We start from the raw sequence: 16,509 nt of genomic DNA, 5'->3' as shown, positions 1-16,509 counted from the left end.
GGGACCGGGCCGGCCCCGCTCCGGTCTCAGTGCGGGTGGTGGCAGGCGACCTCGACGTCGTCCAGGACCTCCCGCACCGGCCGCCGCTCGGCGCACACCTCGCTCGCCAGGGCGCAGCGCGGATGGAACGCGCAGCCGGGCGGCGGGTCGAGCGCCGAGGGCACCTCGCCGATCGCGCCCGCGCCGAAGTCGGCCGCGCTCGCCGGGCCGATGCGCTCGGGGTCGGGCACCGGCACGCTCGCGAGCAGCAGGCGCGGATACGGGTGGCGCGGCCGGGCCAGGACCGAGGCGGCCGGACCCACCTCGACGATCCGTCCCAGGTACATCACCGCGGCCCGGTCGGCGAGCAGGCGGGCGATGTCGATCTCGTGGGTGATCACCACGATCGCCAGGTCGGACTCGGCGCGCAGCCGCAGCAGCAGGTCGACCACGGTCGCCTTGACACTCGCGTCCAGGCTCGCGGTCGGCTCGTCCAGGACCAGCACCCGCGGGCGCACGAGCAGCGCGCGGGCCAGCACCAGGCGGGCCAGTTCGCCGCCGCTCAGCTCGCCGGGGAGGCGGTCCAGGTGCTCCGTCGACAGGCCGACCCGCTCCACCATCTCGGCCACCAGCGTGTCCCGCTCGGCGCGGCCGGCGCCCAGGCCGTGCACGCGCAGCGGCTGGTCGAGGGCGTGCCGCAGGGTGCGGCGGCGGTTGAACGCGGCCCTCGGGTTCTGCGTGACGAGCTGGATCAGCCGTTGATCGGCGGGGGTTCGGCCGCCGCTCAGCTCGCGGCCGGCCAGGGCGACGGTGCCCGAGGTCGCGGTGTCCAGGCCCGCGAGCACCCGGGCGACGGTGGTCTTGCCGCACCCGGACTCGCCGACCACGGCCAACACCTCGCCGGCCGCGACCTCGAACGAGACGTCCTCGACGGCGTGCACCACGCGCGGCGCGGTCCGCCGGCCGAACGGTCGCGGCAGGGTGAACCGACGGGTGAGCCCCTGTACGTCCAGCAGCGCGCTCATGCCCCGACCCGCTCACTCGCGAGGTGGCAGCGCACCATGCCCGCCCCGTGTGCGGTGGGCTCGGGCATGCGCTCCCGGCACACCCCCAGCACCTGGGGGCAGCGCGGCGCGAACGGGCAGCCCGGCAGCAGGTTCGCCCCCTCGGCGGTGCCCTCGATCGCGCGCAGCGGCCGATCCGCCGGCGTGGTCGCGGGCATCGCGGCGAGCAGTGCCCGGGTGTACGGGTGGCGCGGCGCGGCGAACAACTCCCGTACGGGGGCGGTCTCGACCAGTCGGCCGCCGTACATCACCCCGACCCGGTCGCAGATCGTGGACACCACCGCGAGGTCGTGTGAGACGTAGATCAGGGCCAGTCCGAGCTTGTCCCGCAGGGTCAGCAGCAGCCGCAACACCTGGGCCTGCACGGTCGCGTCCAGCGTGGTGGTGGGCTCGTCGGCGAGCAGCAGCGCCGGTTCGTGCGCGAGCGCGGCGATGGCGATCACCACCCGCTGGAGCTGCCCGCCGGAGAAGCCGCCGGGCAGGTCGCGCGGGCGGTCCAGGACCGGGCCCAGGCCGATGCCGGTCAGCGTCTCGCGGACCTCGACGTCGTCCAGCCGATCCCCCAGGTACCAGCGCAGTTGGCGTACCACGGGGGTGGTCGGCGCCAGCGAGGTCATCGGTTGTTGCGGTACGAACGCCAGCCGCCGGCCGCGCACTCGGCGCAGGTCGCGCTCGCGCAGCGTGGCCAGGTCGGTGCCCTCGAACTCGATGGCGTCGGCGCGGCGGTGCGCGCCGGCCGGCAGCAGGCCCGTCAGCGCGGTGCACACGCTGCTCTTGCCGCTGCCCGACTCGCCGACCAGGCCCAGGATCTCGCCCGGCGCGACGTCGAAGGAGACCCCGCGCACCGCGGGCACCGGGCCGGGATAGGTGACGTCGAGGTCGCGCACCCGCAGCAGCGGCGCCGCACTCGCGCTCGTGTCCGCCATCACACGAACCGCAGGTGGTGCGGGTCGAGCCGGCTGATCCGCAACATCGTGGGGTCGAGCGGGGACAACTCGGCGCGCTGGGCGAGCGCGAGCTTGGGGTAGACCGGCGGGGTGATCACCGCGTCCTCGGCGAGCAGCCGGTCCACCCGGGACAGCGCGGCCACCCGCTCGGCGTCGTTCGAGGTCTGCCAGACGGTGTCGATCAGCCGGTCCACCTCGGGGTTGGCGTAGCCGCAGGAGAGCACGTTGGCGGACCCGGCGGGGGCGAGCGTGAGGTAGTTCGCCGGGCCGGAGGTGAACCCGGAGGAGAAGGTGTTCATCAACATGTCGTAGTCGCGCGAGAGCCACTTGTTCGACCAGGGACCGCCGGCCAACTGCTCGATGGTCACGTCGAGTCCGACCTGCTTCCAGCCGGCGACCAGCACCTGGGCGACGTCGCGGATGCCCTGGTTGGTACCGATGGTCACGGTGAACGAGCGCTTGCCGGTCCTGGCCCGGGCCAGCAGGTCGCGGGCCCGGGCGAGGTCGGGCGCGGGCGCGAACGGGGCGAACCCGGCGTCCCAGCCGAGTTCCGCGGGCCCGATCGGGCCCTGTCCGATGGTGCCCTCGCCGCCGTACACCCGCTGCAACACGCCCTGGCGGTCCATCGACAGCGCGACCGCCTTGCGAAAATCCGGGTCGCTGAACGGCTCCTTGCGCATCATCACGTAGCTGAGCACGTCCAGCGGCGCCTCGGTGAGCACCAATGCGAGCGAGCGGTCCTTGCGGATGGTGTCGAAGGTGGCGAAGGACGGCGCGGTGATCAGATCGACCTTGCCCTGACGCAGGCTCAGCACGCGCGTGTTGGCGTCGGTGAAGACGGTGTACTGCATGCCGGCGAACGCGGGCGCGGAGCCGGCCGGGTACTGGCCGCCGTGGTAGCGGTCGAAGCGGGAGAGGGTGAAGCTCTGGCCGGCCACGAAGGTGTCGAGCCGGTACGGCCCGGTGCCCATCATCGTGTCCTTGCGGGCCACGAAGTCCCGGTGGGTGATCGGCAGGTTGGTCAGATGCGAGCGCAGCAGCCCGTACGGCTTGCTCAGCACGATCCGCACGGTGTGCTCGTCGACCTTCTCGAACCGGGAGAGGTAGCCGAGCATGTAGGTGATCCACTCGCTTCCGGCCGACAGGTCGAGCATGTGCGCGAGGGTGGCCACCACGTCGTCGGCGGTGAACGGCGTGCCGTTGTGCCAGAGCACGCCCTGGCGCAGCCGGATGGTCCAGGCCAGCCCGTCCTCGCTGATCTGCGGTTCGCCGTCGGCGAGCAGCGGCACGGAGGCGAGGGTGTTGTCGTAGCGGTACAGGCTCTCCATGATCGGCTCGGCGATCCAGCGGGTGATCTCCGAGCCGGAGTCGAGCGGATTGAGGCTGCTGGGCGCGGAGGCGACGCCGATCCGCAGGATGCCGTCCTTGTGCCGATCGGCCACCCGCTTGGTGCCCGAGGAGCCGGAGCACGCGGTGAGCACGCCGGTGCCGCCGGCCGCCGCGAGCGCCGCGAGGCCGAGAAAGCCTCGACGGTTCAGGCCGACTCTGCGCACCGGGGTCACTGGGTCTCCTTGGGGGTCGGGGTCGGGGTGGAGTTGTGTCGTTGGCCCGGGACGCGCCCGACGCCGGGGGCCGGTCGCGCGCGGCGGCCCGGTCGGCCGCCGACCGTCTCACCGAGCAGGTTGAAGCCCAGGATGCCGAGCACCAGGACCGTGCCGGGCAGCGTGGCGTACCACCAGTCGCCGCCGATGATCTGCCCGCCCGCGTCGGCGATCAGGTTGCCCAGGGTGGCATGCGGCGGGGCCACGCCCAGACCCAGGAAGCTCAGACCCCCCTCGGCGAAGACCGCGATGGCCATCGCCAGACAGGCCTGGCCGAGCACCGGCGGCCAGACGTTGACCAGCACCTCGCGAAAGAGAATCTCCCGCTCCGGCACCCCCAGGCCGCGCAGGTTGGCCACGTAGTCCTCCTGCATCTCCACCACGGTCGCGGCGCGCGCGACCCGGGCGAAGTAGGGCACGAAGCCGAGGCCGATGGCGAACGCGACCCGGGCCCCGTTGCCCACGGTGAGCGGCCCGAAGTGCATGTCGGCCGTGCCCATCAGACCGATCAGGAACATCACGAAGACGAACTGCGGCAGCGCCTGGAGGGTTTCCACCGCGCGCATCAGCAGCCCGTCGAGCCGGCCGCCGTGCCGTCGCCCGGCCAGCACGCCCAGCGGCACCCCGACCACGATCGCGAAGCCGATCGAGGACAGGCAGATCAACAGCGAGGTCCAGGCACCCTCGGCGGTCCGGGCCAGCAGGTCGCGGCCCAGGTGGTCGGTGCCGAACGGGTGCCCGAGCGAGGGCGCCTCGGGTCCGGCGGCGACCAGCGCGGCGGGATCGCCCTGCAACCGACCGACGGTGGCGACCAGGAGATAGAGCAGTACGCAGACCACGCCGATCCACCCGGCGAGGCCCGGGTGCGGCAACCGCTTCCGGGCCCTCACGCGGTCCGCCCCGCGAGGTCGCCGCTCACGCCCGCGGCGGTGCGCGGATCGACGAGCGGGTAGAGCAGGTCGACCACCAGGTTCAGGAGCAGGAAGATCGCCGAGGTCGCGACGCACGCGCCGAGCGCGAGCGGATAGTCCTGCCGCTGGAAGGCGGTGACCATCAGCTGGCCGATCCCGGGGATCTGGAACACGTTCTCGATCAGCACGGTGCCCGAGAGCAGGCCGCCGATCAGTACGCCGGCCACGGTCAGCGTCGGCACCAGCGCCCCGCGCAGCGCCACCCGGCGCAGCGTGAGCAGCCGCGAGCCGCCCATCGCGCGGGCGAACATCGCGTGGTCGGAGGCCATCGCGTCGGCGAGGCCGCCGCGCAGCGAGCGGGTGAGCATCGCGAAGGTGGCCAGGCCGAGCACGATCGCGGGCAACACGAGCACCCGGAGGTTGGCCGCGGGATCCTCGCCGAAGGTGACGAAGCCGCCGGCGTTGGGCAGCAGATCGGGATGGCTGTCGCCGACCACCACGAGCGCGACCACGGCCAGCCAGTAGCCGGGCAGGGACATCGCGAGCACGGTCAGCACGCGGGTGCCGTGGTCGATGACCCCGCCGCGGCGCAGCACCGACCACGCGCCCAGGACGACGGCCGGGATCACCGCGAACACCGAGGCGATCAGCCCCAGTTCGAGCGAGACGGGCAGCGCCCGGCCGATCTGGTCGGCGACCGAGGTGCCGTCGTAGAGCGAGGTGCCGAGGTCGCCGCGCAGCGCGTCGCCGACGTAGTCGAGGTATTGGGTCACCAGCGGCCGGTCCAGACCCATCCGGTGCTCGACCGCGGCCCGGGCCACGGGATCGGCGGCGACCTGCGGCGCGAGCTGGTTGACCGGGCTGACCGGGGAGGCGTGCAGCAGCAGGAACAGGCCGGTCAGGACGGCGAACATCACCACCACGACGCCCAGGACGCGCCGTGCCAGGTAGTTCGTCATTGCTCCCCCTGCCGATCCGATGCGCCATCCATTGTCGGACGGCGCATCGGACGGTGGGCCCCCGGGTCGTGCGGTGAGTCCGAAGCGGCGGGTTCGGGACGGTGCCGGCGGCGGTCTGCCGGCCGGTCGTGCCGAGGGCGAAGACACGCCCCGGGCCGCGGGCGGGTCAGGCGGCCTTGCGGTAGCGGTCCAGGTCCCGGCCCAGCTCGCGCAGTACGGCGCTGTTGATGTCGTACGCGAACAGCACCTCCTGGATCACCAGCTCCTGCTCGGCCTCGTCCCACGGGGCGTCGTTCATCGCCGCGCGGTACGCGTCCTTCCACACGGTCAGGTCGCCCAGCCCGTCGAAGACGTAGAAGTCGCTGCCCCGCGTGCCGGGCAGGTCGTAGTGCTTGCGCATCTGCTTGGCGATGAACTGGCCGCCGGACATGTCGCCGAGGTAGCGGGTGTAGTGGTGGGCGACGAAGCCGCCGGCCCAGTCGTAGCACTTCTCCCGCATCCGGTCGGTGTAGCGCCGGGTGGCCTCGTTGGCGGGCCAGCGCTCCTGCCAGCCCTCGCCGGCCAGGAAGAGCATGTCGGCCTCCAGGATCGCCCGGCGGTCGAGGCGCGCGTCCGCGAACGGGGCGCCGACGGGGTGCTCGCGCATGGTGTCGGCGGCGTCGTCGAGCACCACGTACGCCCAGTAGTGCTGGGCCACCATCGCGGTGTAGGCGTCGCGGGTCAGTTCGCCCTTCATCAGGGCCTCCAGGAAGCCCGAGCCCTCGGCCTCCTGGTGGAAGGCCCACGAGCGCTTGCGCAGCGTCTCGGCGAAGGTCGGGGTGGCACCGGCGGTTTCGGCGGTCTCGGTCGTGGTCATGAGGTTTCCCCTAGGTGCGACAAGATCTACCGGACACGCACGAATGGGTGCGTACGGTGCGAACTGTGGAGGATCGGGCGCCTTTTTTTGCCCGTGCGGAGTCGGCGCTTCGGCCATGGCGAAGCCCATGACAAAGCATCTGCGGGGAATCGGTTCTTCGCCCGTTTCCACCGGCCCCCGCAGTCTGTGCGGCGCCGTACGGTGCCGTCAATAAGTTACCGACAACTTGTCGGCACGTTGTCGGTGGGGTCACATTCGACGGACCGGCGGGCCGGGGGAAACCCGGAGGCGGCCCGGGGGCGACCGGGGAGGAACATGGCAACGGGCCTGCAACGCCCGTCGGAACGCGTCTCGGAAGCGTCTCGGAACCACCCCCCGAGCCTTCCGGCGACCCGGCCCGTCTTAGGATAGCCTCACCTCCAATCATTCCGTACGCAAGCGTACGGACGGCCCAGAGGAAACAACGTGAGCCCAGCCCGCACCGGACGCCTCGGCGGCGCCGTCGCCGCCACCGCGACCCTCCTTCTCGCCTGGCTGGTTCTCGGCCTCGCGAGCCCGGCGCACGCGACCGGCACGCCGGCGGCGGGCAAGGCCACGCTGAGCGCGGTCAAGACCACCGGCCTGAACCCGGCGGGCGACGTGGTCAAGCTGGTCGGCAAGGGCTTCACGCCGGGCGTACGGCTGTTCATCCTCCCGTGCGACCCCGCCCAGGGCGCGGGCCGCGCGTGCGACATGGGCTCGTTCGCCGGCCCCACCGAGGCGGACACGACCGGCTCGTTCAGCACCGACATCAAGGTGGCCGCCAAGTTCGGCGCGGTCGACTGCCTGAAGACGCGATGCGCGATCGCCACCTCGAACTCGGCCAACGGCAAGGACCGGACCCAGGAGGTCTACCTGCCGATCGGCTTCGAGGGCGAGGTCGCGGGCCTGCCGGCCACGCCGGGTCCGGCCACCGCCGCCCCGCAGGCCGGCGCCCCGGGCGCGGGCGGCGCGGCGCAGCCCCCGGCCTCCGCCGGCGCACCGGCCGCGACCGCCCCCGCCTCGGCGAAGTCCGCGGCCGCGGACAAGGACGACGATGACGACGGCGGCAACACCGGCCTGATCATCGGCGTGGTCGCCGGCGTCGTGGTGGTCCTTGTCGTCGCCGGTGTCGTGGTCAAGCGCCGCCGCCCGAGCGCCTGATCCGCCGGCCCGCTCCCGCACCTGCCCTACCCGCCTCACCAGCCAGTCTTCGTTCGGAGTCCACATGCACAAGTCCCGTACGGCCGCGGCCGCCGCCGCGACCGCGATCGCCGGCCTCGGCCTCACCGCGTTCGCGAGCGCTCCGGCCTCGGCCGCCGACGCGCCGACGATCACCCTGTCCAAGTCGACCGGCCTGGCCGCCGGCGGCGAGGAGATCACCGTCACCGGCAAGGGCTACAAGCCGGGCAAGGGCGTGTACGTCGCGCAGACCGTGGCAAAGCCGGCCGGCGGCGTGCCGACCCAGTACGGCAACGCGGGCTACGTCCCGCAGGTCGGCCCGGACGGCACGTTCACGGTCAAGCTCAAGCCCACGCAGAGCTTCGAGGGCAAGGACAAGGCGAAGGTCGACTGCGCCGTCACGGCGTGCTTCGTGGCCACCTTCAACGACCACACCGACCTCGCCAACCGCGACCAGGACGTGTGGCTCCCGGTGTCCTTCGCCGGCGCGGCCGGCGCACCCGCCGCCAAGGCCCCGACCGGCACCCCGCCGCAGACCGGCACCACCAACGAGGCCGGTCAGCCGCAACTGCCGAAGACGGGCGCGTCGAGCACGCAGCTCGGCTACGTGGGCGCGGGCATGCTGGTGCTCGGCGTGGGCTCGGTGCTCGCGTCGCGTCGGCGCCGCGACTCCGTGTCCGACTGACCACCCCCACCCGTATCCCCACCGCATCCCCCACCGCCGACCGCCGGAGGCGACCCGCATGAGCGAGGCGACCGTCAACCCGTTCGGAGCCGACGCGATCACCGCCGTCTGCAAGCACATGAACGACGACCACCCCGACGACTGCCTGCTGATCGCACGCGGTCTGGGCGGCCGACCGGAGGCCACCTCGGCGACGATGACCGGCCTGGACGGCGACGCGGCCTACTACTCGGCGATCGTGGCGGGTGCGCCGGTCGAGGTCCGGGTGCCGTGGAGCCGTTCGATCACCGAGCGCCGCGACGTCCGGATCGAGGTCGTCGCGCAGTACAACGCGGCGTGCGAGGCATTGGGGCTGCCGCCCCGGGGCGAGGGCGAGCACTGAGCGCGCGAGCGGGGAACCGACGGGCGAAGCGGCCCGACCACCTGTAGGACGGGTAGCACGACGGGTAAAGAACGGGGTAACGAGCGTCACGCCGACGGTCCGGGAGGAAGGTCTCCCGGACCGTCGGCGTTGTGGTGTCCGGGACGCGGGGGGCCGGGAACGCGCCCGGGCCGGCAGCCGCAAATAACCTGTCGGCTACACGCGTACGAAAAGATATACTGAGCTTCGCTCAGTATAAATGAGCTGCGCCCACGCTCCCCCTCCTCGCCTCCTGATTGAAGGCCCCACCCGTATGCCGCCCATATCCGCGTCACGTCTCAGCCAGAAGGTCGTGGTCGGCGCCGTCTTCGTCGCCGCGATGTTCGTCAACATCCTCGACGTCACCATCATCAACGTCGCGCTGCCCGCCATCGGCAAGGACCTCGGCGCGTCCCAGGCGTCGCTGGCCACGGTCGCCGTCGGCTACCTGGTCAGCCTCGCGGTGTTCATCCCCGCGTCCGGGTGGCTGGGCGACCGGTTCGGCACCAAGCGCGTCTTCCTGATCGCGCTGGCCCTGTTCACCGGCGCGTCCGCGCTGTGCGGCCTGGCGCAGAGCATCGACCAACTGGTGCTCTTCCGCATCCTCCAGGGCGCGGGCGGCGGCATGCTGACGCCGGTCGGCATGGCGATGATGTTCCGGGTCTTCCCGCCCGAGGAGCGGGTCCGCGCCTCGCGCATCCTGATGGTGCCCACGGCGCTGGCCCCCGCGCTCGGCCCCGTGCTCGGCGGCCTGCTCGTGGACAAGGCGTCCTGGCACTGGGTGTTCTACATCAACCTGCCGGTGGGCGTGGCCGCGTTCGTGTTCGGCCTGATGTTCCTGGAGGAGTACCGCAACCCCGAGGCGGGCCGCTTCGACCTGCCCGGCTTCGTACTGTCCGGGGCCGGCTTCGCACTGCTGATGTACGCGCTGAGCGAGGGCGCGACCAAGGGCTGGGGCTCGCCGATCATCCTGTCCACCGGGATCGCGGGGCTGCTCCTGTGCGTGGCGATGGTCTTCGTCGAACTGCGGGTCAAGGAGCCGATGCTGCACCTGCGGCTGCTCCGGGATCGGCTGTTCGTCAGCACGAACGTGGTGTCGATGGTCAACTCGGCGGCGTTCCTGGGCGTGCTGTACGTCTTCCCGCTGATGCAGCAGCAGGCGTTCGGGAAGTCGGCCCTGGAGACGGGTCTGCTCACCTTCCCGGAGGCGTTCGGCGTGGTGATCGCCACGCAGTGGGTCTCGCGCCTGTACCCGGTGGTCGGCCCGCGCCGGCTGATGGCGGGCGGCCTGCTCGGGATCGGCGCGTGTGCGTCGCTGCTCGCGCTGGTCGACGGGGACACCGCGGCCGTGCTGATCGTGGTGCTGATGTTCTGCACCGGCGCGTCGATGGCGCACGTGATGATCCCGATGCAGGCGGCGGCGTTCGCGCGGACGGCGCCGGTGGACAACGGCCGCGCCTCGACGATCTTCAACGTGCAGCGCCAGCTCGGCTCGGCCCTGGGCGTGGCGCTGCTGGCCGGCGTCCTGGCCGGCATCGGCACGATGACCGGCCACGGCGGTGGCGCGCCGACCCCGAACCTGCACGCGTACCACGTGGCCTTCCTGGTCGCCGCAGCCCTGGCCGTCCTCGGCGCCATCGCCGCCCTGACCATCCGCGACAGCGACGCGGCCTCCACACTCCGCAAAAAGCCGGAGGCCACCCCGACAACCGCCCCCCGATCAACGGAACCCGCAAAGGTCTGACCCCAACCCCCGCGTGGTCCCGCCCCAAACGGGAGAACCCCACTCCACCCCAGGCCGGCCCCCACGCACCGAGCGAAGCACACCAACTCACCCCCTTCCGGCACTGCCCACGCACCGAGGGGAAACCACATCCATCCAGCCCGCCCGACGCCAAGCCCACACACCGAGCGGACCGGCACCCCCTCCAGCCCACCCGGCGCCAAGCCCACACACCGAGCGGACCGGCACCCCCTTCAGCCCGTCCGGCGCTTGAGGACGCCCGCCGCAGGCGCCACGGACCGCAACCAAGAGCACCAAACGCAACCAACCCCAGTCCACCCGGCACGAAGCCCACGCACCGAGGGGAACAGCACCCCCTCCAGCCCGCCCGGCGTTTGAGGACGCCCGCCGCAGGCGACCCGCAGGCGCCACCAACCGCAGCCGCGTCCGCCCGGCCGCACGCAACGAACCCGGCCACCGGGGCCGGGTTCAGGCCCGGAACCGCCAGGCCACGTGCTCTGCGCGCCTTCGCAAGGACTCGTGCCGCTCGGCGGCCCCGATCGTGCGCGTCGACGGGTGCAGGTACTCCCGCGCCGACGTGCGCGGAACCACCACCGCCCGAACGGCCGGCTGCGCGTGCGGGTCGAGCCACCGGTGCGTGGCGAAGACCTCCGCCCGCCCCTCGGTGTCCAGCCAATTCGGCACGCCCGGATCCACCGCCCCGATCACGACCCGGATCCACCCGTCCGGATCGTGCTCGGCCTGCACGTGGTTCAGCGAGGTCTGCCGGTTGGCGAAGTCGAGCGATTCGAACCAGCCGGGGCTGTACAGCTGCAGGTCCCACTGCCCGGAAACCCGGGGATCGATCTCCACCACAAGCACCTGATCATCCGTCAGCCGCACCCGCGCAAAACCGTAGACGACCTCCTTGACCCCACCGGCCACCGTCGAGGGCGTACTGAACGTGTTCACCGGCTGCCGATCACCCATCGCCCGAACCCAGTCGTTCCAGACCTCGATCGAGTTCTCCACCGAGGTCGCCGCACCGGCCAGCATGCCCGCGACCCGCTCCGGGGTGACCCGCTCGACCGGTCGCCCCTGGGTGTCCAGGCGTTCCAGAGCGAGCATCGCGGGTTGTTCCGGCGTCCAGTCGAAGTAGTAGTCACGCACATGCAACACCCGCGCGTCCGGCGTGAGTTCGATCCAATTGCCCGGCTGCCGGTCGGCACTGAGCACGATCTCGACCGTATCGCCCGGCCCCACACCCAGCGCGGTGGAGGAGGTCTCCGCCAACACCTCGGTGCGCCCCGCGTGCATGTCCCCCGGCTTGACCTGGAGGACGAACTTCTCGCAGGCGTTCATGGTCACGGTCAGGCGGTACACGCCGTCCCCGGCGATCGGCGCACGCCGCGCGTTCTGGTCCACGTTCGGGCCGCCCCAGCGGTAGGCCAGGTCGTTGTGGGTGAAGAAGGCCGGGTTCTCCGGGTCGGTCGCGGCGAGTTGGTAGGTCAACCAGCACGCGACCTGATTGGCCAGGTGCCGGATGCCCTCGGCCCGGTCGGCGTCGGTCGCGCCGGGGAAGTCGGCCTCGAGAATACGATCGCCCAGCGCGGCCATGCGCTCGCAATAGGCGCGCCAGGCACTGCCGTCGACCACGCTGGAGGCGGAAGTGTCGGGCCGGGGAGGGTCGTTCGGGTCCAGGTGCACGTCAGATCCCTTCCGTCGGAACCCGGAACCGCTTCTGATAGTCCGTCAGTCGGGATCGTACGTCCTCCCGATCCAGGCCGAGGTCGTCGAACGCATAGGCGTGTCGCCCGTGCCGCCCCTGCGGGCGCGCGGCCAGATACGCCCGCATCCGACCCTCCGCCTCCGCGCCGAGTTCCAGCCCGAAGCCGGCGTACAACTCCCGTACCACCACGATCGGATCGCGCATGAAGTCCGCGTAGGTCGAGTCGTGCCAGTCGGATTCGGCGACCCGGCCCGCGTTGCGAAACGCGGTGAGCCGGGCATAGGCGGTGCACCACAGGTCGCTCTGGGTCCGCGCGACGTCGCGGATGTCGGAGCGATTCCCGTACGCGTGGTGAATGGTGGCGATGAGGCTGCTCAGCGAGGCCAGCACGGTGAGCGGGTCGCGGTGGGTCACCGCCAGGCGCGCGTCGGGATACACGTCGACCAGCGCGTCCAGGGTCAGCAGGTGCGCGGGCGACTTGAGCACCCAGCGGGTCGCCCCAGGCGTGCGTCGCTGCAGGATCTGCAGGACCAGTCGGTGGTAGGCGTACGCGGGCCGCATGTCGCAGTCGGCCAGCCACGCGGCGTACGACGGGATCGCGAACTGCCCGGTGAAGTCCTCGGAGCGGAACGCGAGCGCGTGTGCGCTGATGCACTCCTTGGGCAGCGTGCCGCTCTTCTCGTGGATCGCGTCCATCGCCGGAACGGCCGCGGTGACGAAGCGAATCTCCCGCTCGGCGAGCCCGATGCGCGGGTCGGTGTCGCGCGTGGTGGGCTCCGGCGGCGGGACGGGGCGCAGGAACTCCCAGGTGGTGGGCACCCGGTTGGCCGGATCGCGGGCGAGCAGCGCGTGCAGGATCGAGGTGCCGGTGCGGGGGCCGCCGGTGACGAAGATCGGGCGCTCGATCGGCTCGTCGCGCACGCCGGGGTCGGCGCGGACGTAGCGGGCGACCTGGAGCCGGACGTCCAGGAGCCGATTCACCCAGGTGTACGCCCACCAGCGGCCGACCCGGTCCAGGTTCGCCTCGTGTTCGAGGGAGTGGAGGAGGCGGTCCAGGCCCTCGCGGAAGGCGGGGTCGGTGTCGCCGAGGGCGGGGGCGACGTCGGCGGCCTCCGGGTCGCCGGCCGGATCCGCCGCGCCGCCGGCCCGGGCGCGGGCCTCGCCGAGAAGGGTGTCGGCGTCGAACGGGCGGTCGAGGTCGTCGGTGAGCGGTGGGATGGGGCCGGCCGCCAGGGTCCGGGTCCAGGCGGCGCGTTGTGGTGGTGTCCAGACCATGGCCGGTCGGCCTCCCTCACGTTCGGTCTCGCGTGTCGCGTCTCGCGTCTCACGTCTCGGGCCCGGGCGGGTGTGGCTCGGTCCCGCGCGCAGATTAGCTCTTTGTGAAGGTAAATCTGAAGAGGCGTCAGATTCGCGTCGGCTTCGCGGACGGGCTTTCGCGGATCGCCTTCTCGGCGTCCGGGTGCTGGACCGGGACCGGGCCGTGCCGGGTCGCCCCGTACCGTACGAACCCTGGGGTTCGATGCGAACGGGCGGATGGAGAGTCGTGGGCGAGCGCAACGTGGTCTGGCACGAGGGCGGAGTGACACGCGAGCAGCGTCCGTCGCTCGGGGCGACGGTCTGGTTCACCGGCCTGTCGGGGTCGGGCAAGTCGACGGTCGCGGTGATCGCCGAACGGCTGCTGGTCGAGCGCGGGGTCACCGCGTATCGCCTGGACGGCGACAACGTGCGGCTGGGCCTGAACGGCGACCTGGGCTTCGGTGCCGAGGACCGGACCGAGAACATCCGCCGGGTCGGCGAGGTGGCCAGGCTGTTCGCCGACGCGGGCGTGGTCGCGATCGTCCCGGTGATCAGCCCGTACCGCGCCGACCGCGACCGGGTCCGCGCACTGCACGCCCGGGACGGCCTGCCGTTCCTGGAGGTGTTCGTCGACACCCCGATCGAGGAGTGCGAACGCCGCGACCCGAAGGGGCTGTACGCGAAGGCCCGGCGCGGCGAGATCGGCGACTTCACCGGCATCTCGGCCCCGTACGAGGCCCCGGAGAAGCCGGAGTTGCGCCTCACCCCGGCGGACGGCGACCCGGAACAGCAGGCGGAGCGGCTGCTGGCGTTGTTGGAGACGATGGTGGGCGAGGGGTAGTCGGCGAGGTCGCCGACGGGATCACTGGCGGGTATCGCCGACGCGGCGTCAGGTCCGGTGAATCCCCCTCGGATCCACCGTTCCTGACGCCGCGTCACACACCGCGAGCGGGTGTGCGATCGGTGGTGCGGCCGGCGCGCCTGCGCGGGCGCGCGGGCGCTAGTGGAGCAGGCCGCCCGTGGCGGGCTTGCGGCCGTGCCGCATGACCAGCGCGATCACCAGCGCCAGCAGGCCGCACACGATCAGGATCCAGAAACCGGTGGTGAAGGCGTCCGTGGTGTAGGTGCAGCCGCGCGGGTCGCAGGCGTCCTGGGTGGCCAGGCCCTGGCCGCTCGGCGCCGGGCCGGTGATCCGCAGGCGGTTGTTGGTGAAGATCGGCGACAGCAGCGCGACGCCGACGGAGGCGCCGAAGGACTGGGCGACGACCAGCATGCTGGACGAGATGCCCTGCTGCTCCTGCGGCACGGCCTCGATGATCAGGTTCGGCGCGGCGGCGTAGTACATCCCGAAGCCGATGCCGTAGACCACGCCGCAGATCAGCATGAGCTGCCACGAGTCGTGCATGAACACGTACATGAAGCCGGCCAGGGTAAGCGTCGTGACACCCACGATCATCGGCATCCGCAACCCGCTGCGCTGTCCCCACAAGCCGGCCAGCGGGCCCGCGATCATGCTGGACATCGACTGCCAGATCAGTACGTGCAGGGCGAGGCCGAGGAGGGTGAAGCCGAGCGCGTAGTCGAGCGAGTCGTTGAACGACACCGCCGCCTTGACCTGGTCGGCGATGCCGGCCCACATCGCCTCGGGCGCGCCCATGGCCTTGGCACTCTGGACGGCGCCGTCGCCGTACTTGTCGAGCGTGCTCTGCTTGACGTTGTCCGGGGTCAGGCCCATGTAGCTGGTCAGGTAGTTCTGGATGCCGATGATCATGTTGGCCAGGAACGCGATCCCGAGCACCAGGGCCACGCGCGGCGCGGTGAGCAGCTTCAGGTCGATGATCGGGTTCTCCACCCGCTTCTCCCACAGCACCCACAGCCCGATCACGGCCACGCCGACGAGCGCGTAGCCGAACGCCGAGGGCTTGCCCCAGCCCCAGGCCTGTCCCTGGCTGATGTACAGCAGGATCAGCGCGAGTCCGCCGCCGAGGATGACGCCGCCGACGTAGTCCACCTTCTGTGGAACCCGCAGCTTGGACTCGGGCACCACGATCAGCAGCAGCGGGATCAGCACGACCATGTACACGACCAGGAACCAGAACAACGAACGCCAGGAGTAGTGCTCGGTGAGCAGCCCGCCGACCACCGGCGCGAGCGCGGCGGACAACCCGAGCCCGGTGGCCGAGACACCGATCGCGACCGGGATGAACTTGCGCGGCATCAGATCGCGAATCAGCCCGTACACCACGGCGGTCATGCCGAAGGCGACCGCCTGGAGCGCCCGGCCGACCAGGAACAGCGGCCAGGAGCTGGTCACCGCGCAGATCAACGACCCGACCAGGAACGACACGCTGGTCGCGAGCAGCAGCCGCTTCTTTCCGTAGACATCGGAAAGCTTGCCGATCAGGGGGCTGACCGCGCCGCCGACGAGGCCCAGGATCACCACCATCCACGAAATGCTCTCGCCGACGGACCGGAACGACGGGGCGATCTCCGGCACGGCCGAGGAGATCATCGCGTACTGGAGCGGCACGACCTCGGAGAACATCACGACGACGGCCAGGACGGCGAACACCCGGCCCTTGGAGACCCCTTCCAGCCGACCGGTATCGACAGAGGACGGGTCGGATCCGGGCTCCGGCGGCTTCGCGGATACTTCAACGGTCGCAGACATACCGGTACTTTCCGTTCTGTGCAGGGACGCGCACCGGACACGTGTCACTAGGGCGACACGCCCGGGTTTATACGGAATTTGCGGGGGCAAAACGCCACTCGGCCTCGATGAGGCCGGCATGTCTCGTGGACATCGCCAACCGGATCGGTGCACTCCAGCCGAACTGATTGACAGTGTTTAGCACGCCGGGGAAGTGCGCGGAAGGGTGCGGGCGGGAGGATTGGGAGATTGATCCCGCTTTAGTATACAAATTCCCTGACGGACCGTCAGCTTGCTGTCGGGGTCGGGGTTGGAGCGGAGCGGGGGCTGGAGCGGGGGCTGGGGCGGGGGCTGGGGCGGGGGCTGGGGTGGGGCGTCGCCGGCGTGCGGGGCTCCGAGACGTGGGGCTTGCGGCGAGACGGGTGTGTTGGTCGGCTTAAAAGCGACCAACAGCGGCGGGCAGGGTGGGTGCTCGGGTCGGGTTCGCCGGGCGTGCGTTTCCGAGTGGG

At 71.6% G+C, this 16,509-nt stretch carries 14 protein-coding genes; 5 read left to right on the top strand and 9 right to left on the bottom strand.

The features are described from left to right. Nucleotides 1-26 precede the first annotated feature (26 nt). The 6 genes from ACFRCG_RS43205 to ACFRCG_RS43180 form a co-directional block, all read right to left on the bottom strand. Nucleotides 27-1,004 carry an oligopeptide/dipeptide ABC transporter ATP-binding protein gene (locus ACFRCG_RS43205; protein ID WP_380042054.1) on the bottom strand — a complete coding sequence of 326 codons (978 nt, stop codon included), beginning with the start codon at nucleotides 1,002-1,004 and terminating at the stop codon, nucleotides 27-29. After that, nucleotides 1,001-1,969 (bottom strand): ABC transporter ATP-binding protein, encoded by a 969-nt coding sequence (locus tag ACFRCG_RS43200; protein WP_380042052.1) that lies wholly within the window; start codon nucleotides 1,967-1,969, stop codon nucleotides 1,001-1,003. Before ACFRCG_RS43200 ends, ACFRCG_RS43205 begins: the two co-directional genes overlap by 4 nt. Next, nucleotides 1,969-3,552 carry an ABC transporter substrate-binding protein gene (locus ACFRCG_RS43195; protein WP_380042050.1) on the bottom strand — a complete coding sequence of 528 codons (1,584 nt, stop codon included), beginning with the start codon at nucleotides 3,550-3,552 and terminating at the stop codon, nucleotides 1,969-1,971. Before ACFRCG_RS43195 ends, ACFRCG_RS43200 begins: the two co-directional genes overlap by 1 nt. Continuing rightward, the gene (locus tag ACFRCG_RS43190) at nucleotides 3,549-4,481 is read right to left on the bottom strand and encodes an ABC transporter permease (protein WP_380042047.1); all 933 of its coding nucleotides are present in this window, start codon (nucleotides 4,479-4,481) and stop codon (nucleotides 3,549-3,551) included. The genes ACFRCG_RS43195 and ACFRCG_RS43190 overlap by 4 nt, the downstream gene beginning before the upstream one ends. Beyond that, nucleotides 4,478-5,461, bottom strand: coding sequence for an ABC transporter permease (locus tag ACFRCG_RS43185; protein ID WP_380042045.1), 984 nt, complete (start codon nucleotides 5,459-5,461; stop codon nucleotides 4,478-4,480). The genes ACFRCG_RS43190 and ACFRCG_RS43185 overlap by 4 nt, the downstream gene beginning before the upstream one ends. A 166-nt stretch (nucleotides 5,462-5,627) precedes the next feature. Next, a complete protein-coding gene (locus ACFRCG_RS43180) occupies nucleotides 5,628-6,317 on the bottom strand; it encodes a heme oxygenase (biliverdin-producing) (RefSeq protein WP_380042043.1) in 690 nt (229 codons plus the stop codon). 465 nt (nucleotides 6,318-6,782) lie between these two features. Here ACFRCG_RS43180 and ACFRCG_RS43175 point away from each other — a divergent pair, with 465 nt between their 5' ends. From ACFRCG_RS43175 to ACFRCG_RS43160, 4 genes are all read left to right on the top strand, one after another. Further along, entirely contained in the window at nucleotides 6,783-7,499 is a 717-nt protein-coding gene (locus ACFRCG_RS43175) for a neocarzinostatin apoprotein domain-containing protein (protein ID WP_380042040.1), read from the top strand. Between the two features lie 64 nt (nucleotides 7,500-7,563). Beyond that, nucleotides 7,564-8,202 (top strand): neocarzinostatin apoprotein domain-containing protein, encoded by a 639-nt coding sequence (locus ACFRCG_RS43170; RefSeq protein ID WP_380042037.1) that lies wholly within the window; start codon nucleotides 7,564-7,566, stop codon nucleotides 8,200-8,202. Between the two features lie 58 nt (nucleotides 8,203-8,260). Then, complete coding sequence (locus ACFRCG_RS43165; protein ID WP_379996529.1) at nucleotides 8,261-8,584, top strand: DUF2470 domain-containing protein; 324 nt, start codon at nucleotides 8,261-8,263, stop codon at nucleotides 8,582-8,584. A 292-nt stretch (nucleotides 8,585-8,876) separates the two neighbouring features. Continuing rightward, the gene (locus ACFRCG_RS43160) at nucleotides 8,877-10,346 is read left to right on the top strand and encodes an MDR family MFS transporter (protein ID WP_380042034.1); all 1,470 of its coding nucleotides are present in this window, start codon (nucleotides 8,877-8,879) and stop codon (nucleotides 10,344-10,346) included. A 468-nt stretch (nucleotides 10,347-10,814) separates the two neighbouring features. On the opposite strand, the gene ACFRCG_RS43155 is transcribed toward ACFRCG_RS43160, so the two are convergent. Both ACFRCG_RS43155 and ACFRCG_RS43150 read right to left on the bottom strand, forming a co-directional pair. Further along, on the bottom strand, nucleotides 10,815-12,032 hold the full coding sequence (locus ACFRCG_RS43155) for a hypothetical protein (RefSeq protein WP_380042031.1): 1,218 nt from the start codon (nucleotides 12,030-12,032) through the stop codon (nucleotides 10,815-10,817). 1 nt (nucleotide 12,033) lies between these two features. Beyond that, the gene (locus tag ACFRCG_RS43150; protein ID WP_380042029.1) at nucleotides 12,034-13,329 is read right to left on the bottom strand and encodes a sulfotransferase family protein; all 1,296 of its coding nucleotides are present in this window, start codon (nucleotides 13,327-13,329) and stop codon (nucleotides 12,034-12,036) included. Nucleotides 13,330-13,597: 268 nt separating this feature from the next. On the opposite strand from ACFRCG_RS43150, the gene cysC reads away from it, so the two are divergent. Next, nucleotides 13,598-14,191, top strand: a complete 594-nt coding sequence (gene cysC / locus ACFRCG_RS43145; RefSeq protein ID WP_380042026.1) for an adenylyl-sulfate kinase — start codon at nucleotides 13,598-13,600, stop codon at nucleotides 14,189-14,191. A gap of 159 nt (nucleotides 14,192-14,350) precedes the next feature. Here the strand turns inward: cysC and ACFRCG_RS43140 are convergent, their stop codons facing one another. Next, nucleotides 14,351-16,021 carry an MFS transporter gene (locus tag ACFRCG_RS43140; RefSeq protein ID WP_380042023.1) on the bottom strand — a complete coding sequence of 557 codons (1,671 nt, stop codon included), beginning with the start codon at nucleotides 16,019-16,021 and terminating at the stop codon, nucleotides 14,351-14,353. Nucleotides 16,022-16,509: the final 488 nt, after the last annotated feature.

The sequence above is a fragment of the Embleya sp. NPDC056575 genome (assembly GCF_042793325.1).
In the GTDB taxonomy this organism is placed as follows: Bacteria; Actinomycetota; Actinomycetes; order Streptomycetales; family Streptomycetaceae; genus Embleya.
This window is presented reverse-complemented; position numbering and strand designations above follow the sequence as displayed.

Bases quoted from the DNA above. Each gene is read 5' to 3' on its own strand.
- ACFRCG_RS43165 (WP_379996529.1), top strand. From the start codon at position 8,261: ATGAGCGAGGCGACCGTCAACCCGTTCGGAGCCGACGCGATCACCGCC.
- ACFRCG_RS43140 (WP_380042023.1), bottom strand. From the start codon at position 16,021: ATGTCTGCGACCGTTGAAGTATCCGCGAAGCCGCCGGAGCCCGGATCC.
- ACFRCG_RS43200 (WP_380042052.1), bottom strand. From the start codon at position 1,969: ATGGCGGACACGAGCGCGAGTGCGGCGCCGCTGCTGCGGGTGCGCGAC.
- ACFRCG_RS43160 (WP_380042034.1), top strand. From the start codon at position 8,877: ATGCCGCCCATATCCGCGTCACGTCTCAGCCAGAAGGTCGTGGTCGGC.
- ACFRCG_RS43150 (WP_380042029.1), bottom strand. From the start codon at position 13,329: ATGGTCTGGACACCACCACAACGCGCCGCCTGGACCCGGACCCTGGCG.
- ACFRCG_RS43170 (WP_380042037.1), top strand. From the start codon at position 7,564: ATGCACAAGTCCCGTACGGCCGCGGCCGCCGCCGCGACCGCGATCGCC.
- ACFRCG_RS43185 (WP_380042045.1), bottom strand. From the start codon at position 5,461: ATGACGAACTACCTGGCACGGCGCGTCCTGGGCGTCGTGGTGGTGATG.
- ACFRCG_RS43180 (WP_380042043.1), bottom strand. From the start codon at position 6,317: ATGACCACGACCGAGACCGCCGAAACCGCCGGTGCCACCCCGACCTTC.
- ACFRCG_RS43205 (WP_380042054.1), bottom strand. From the start codon at position 1,004: ATGAGCGCGCTGCTGGACGTACAGGGGCTCACCCGTCGGTTCACCCTG.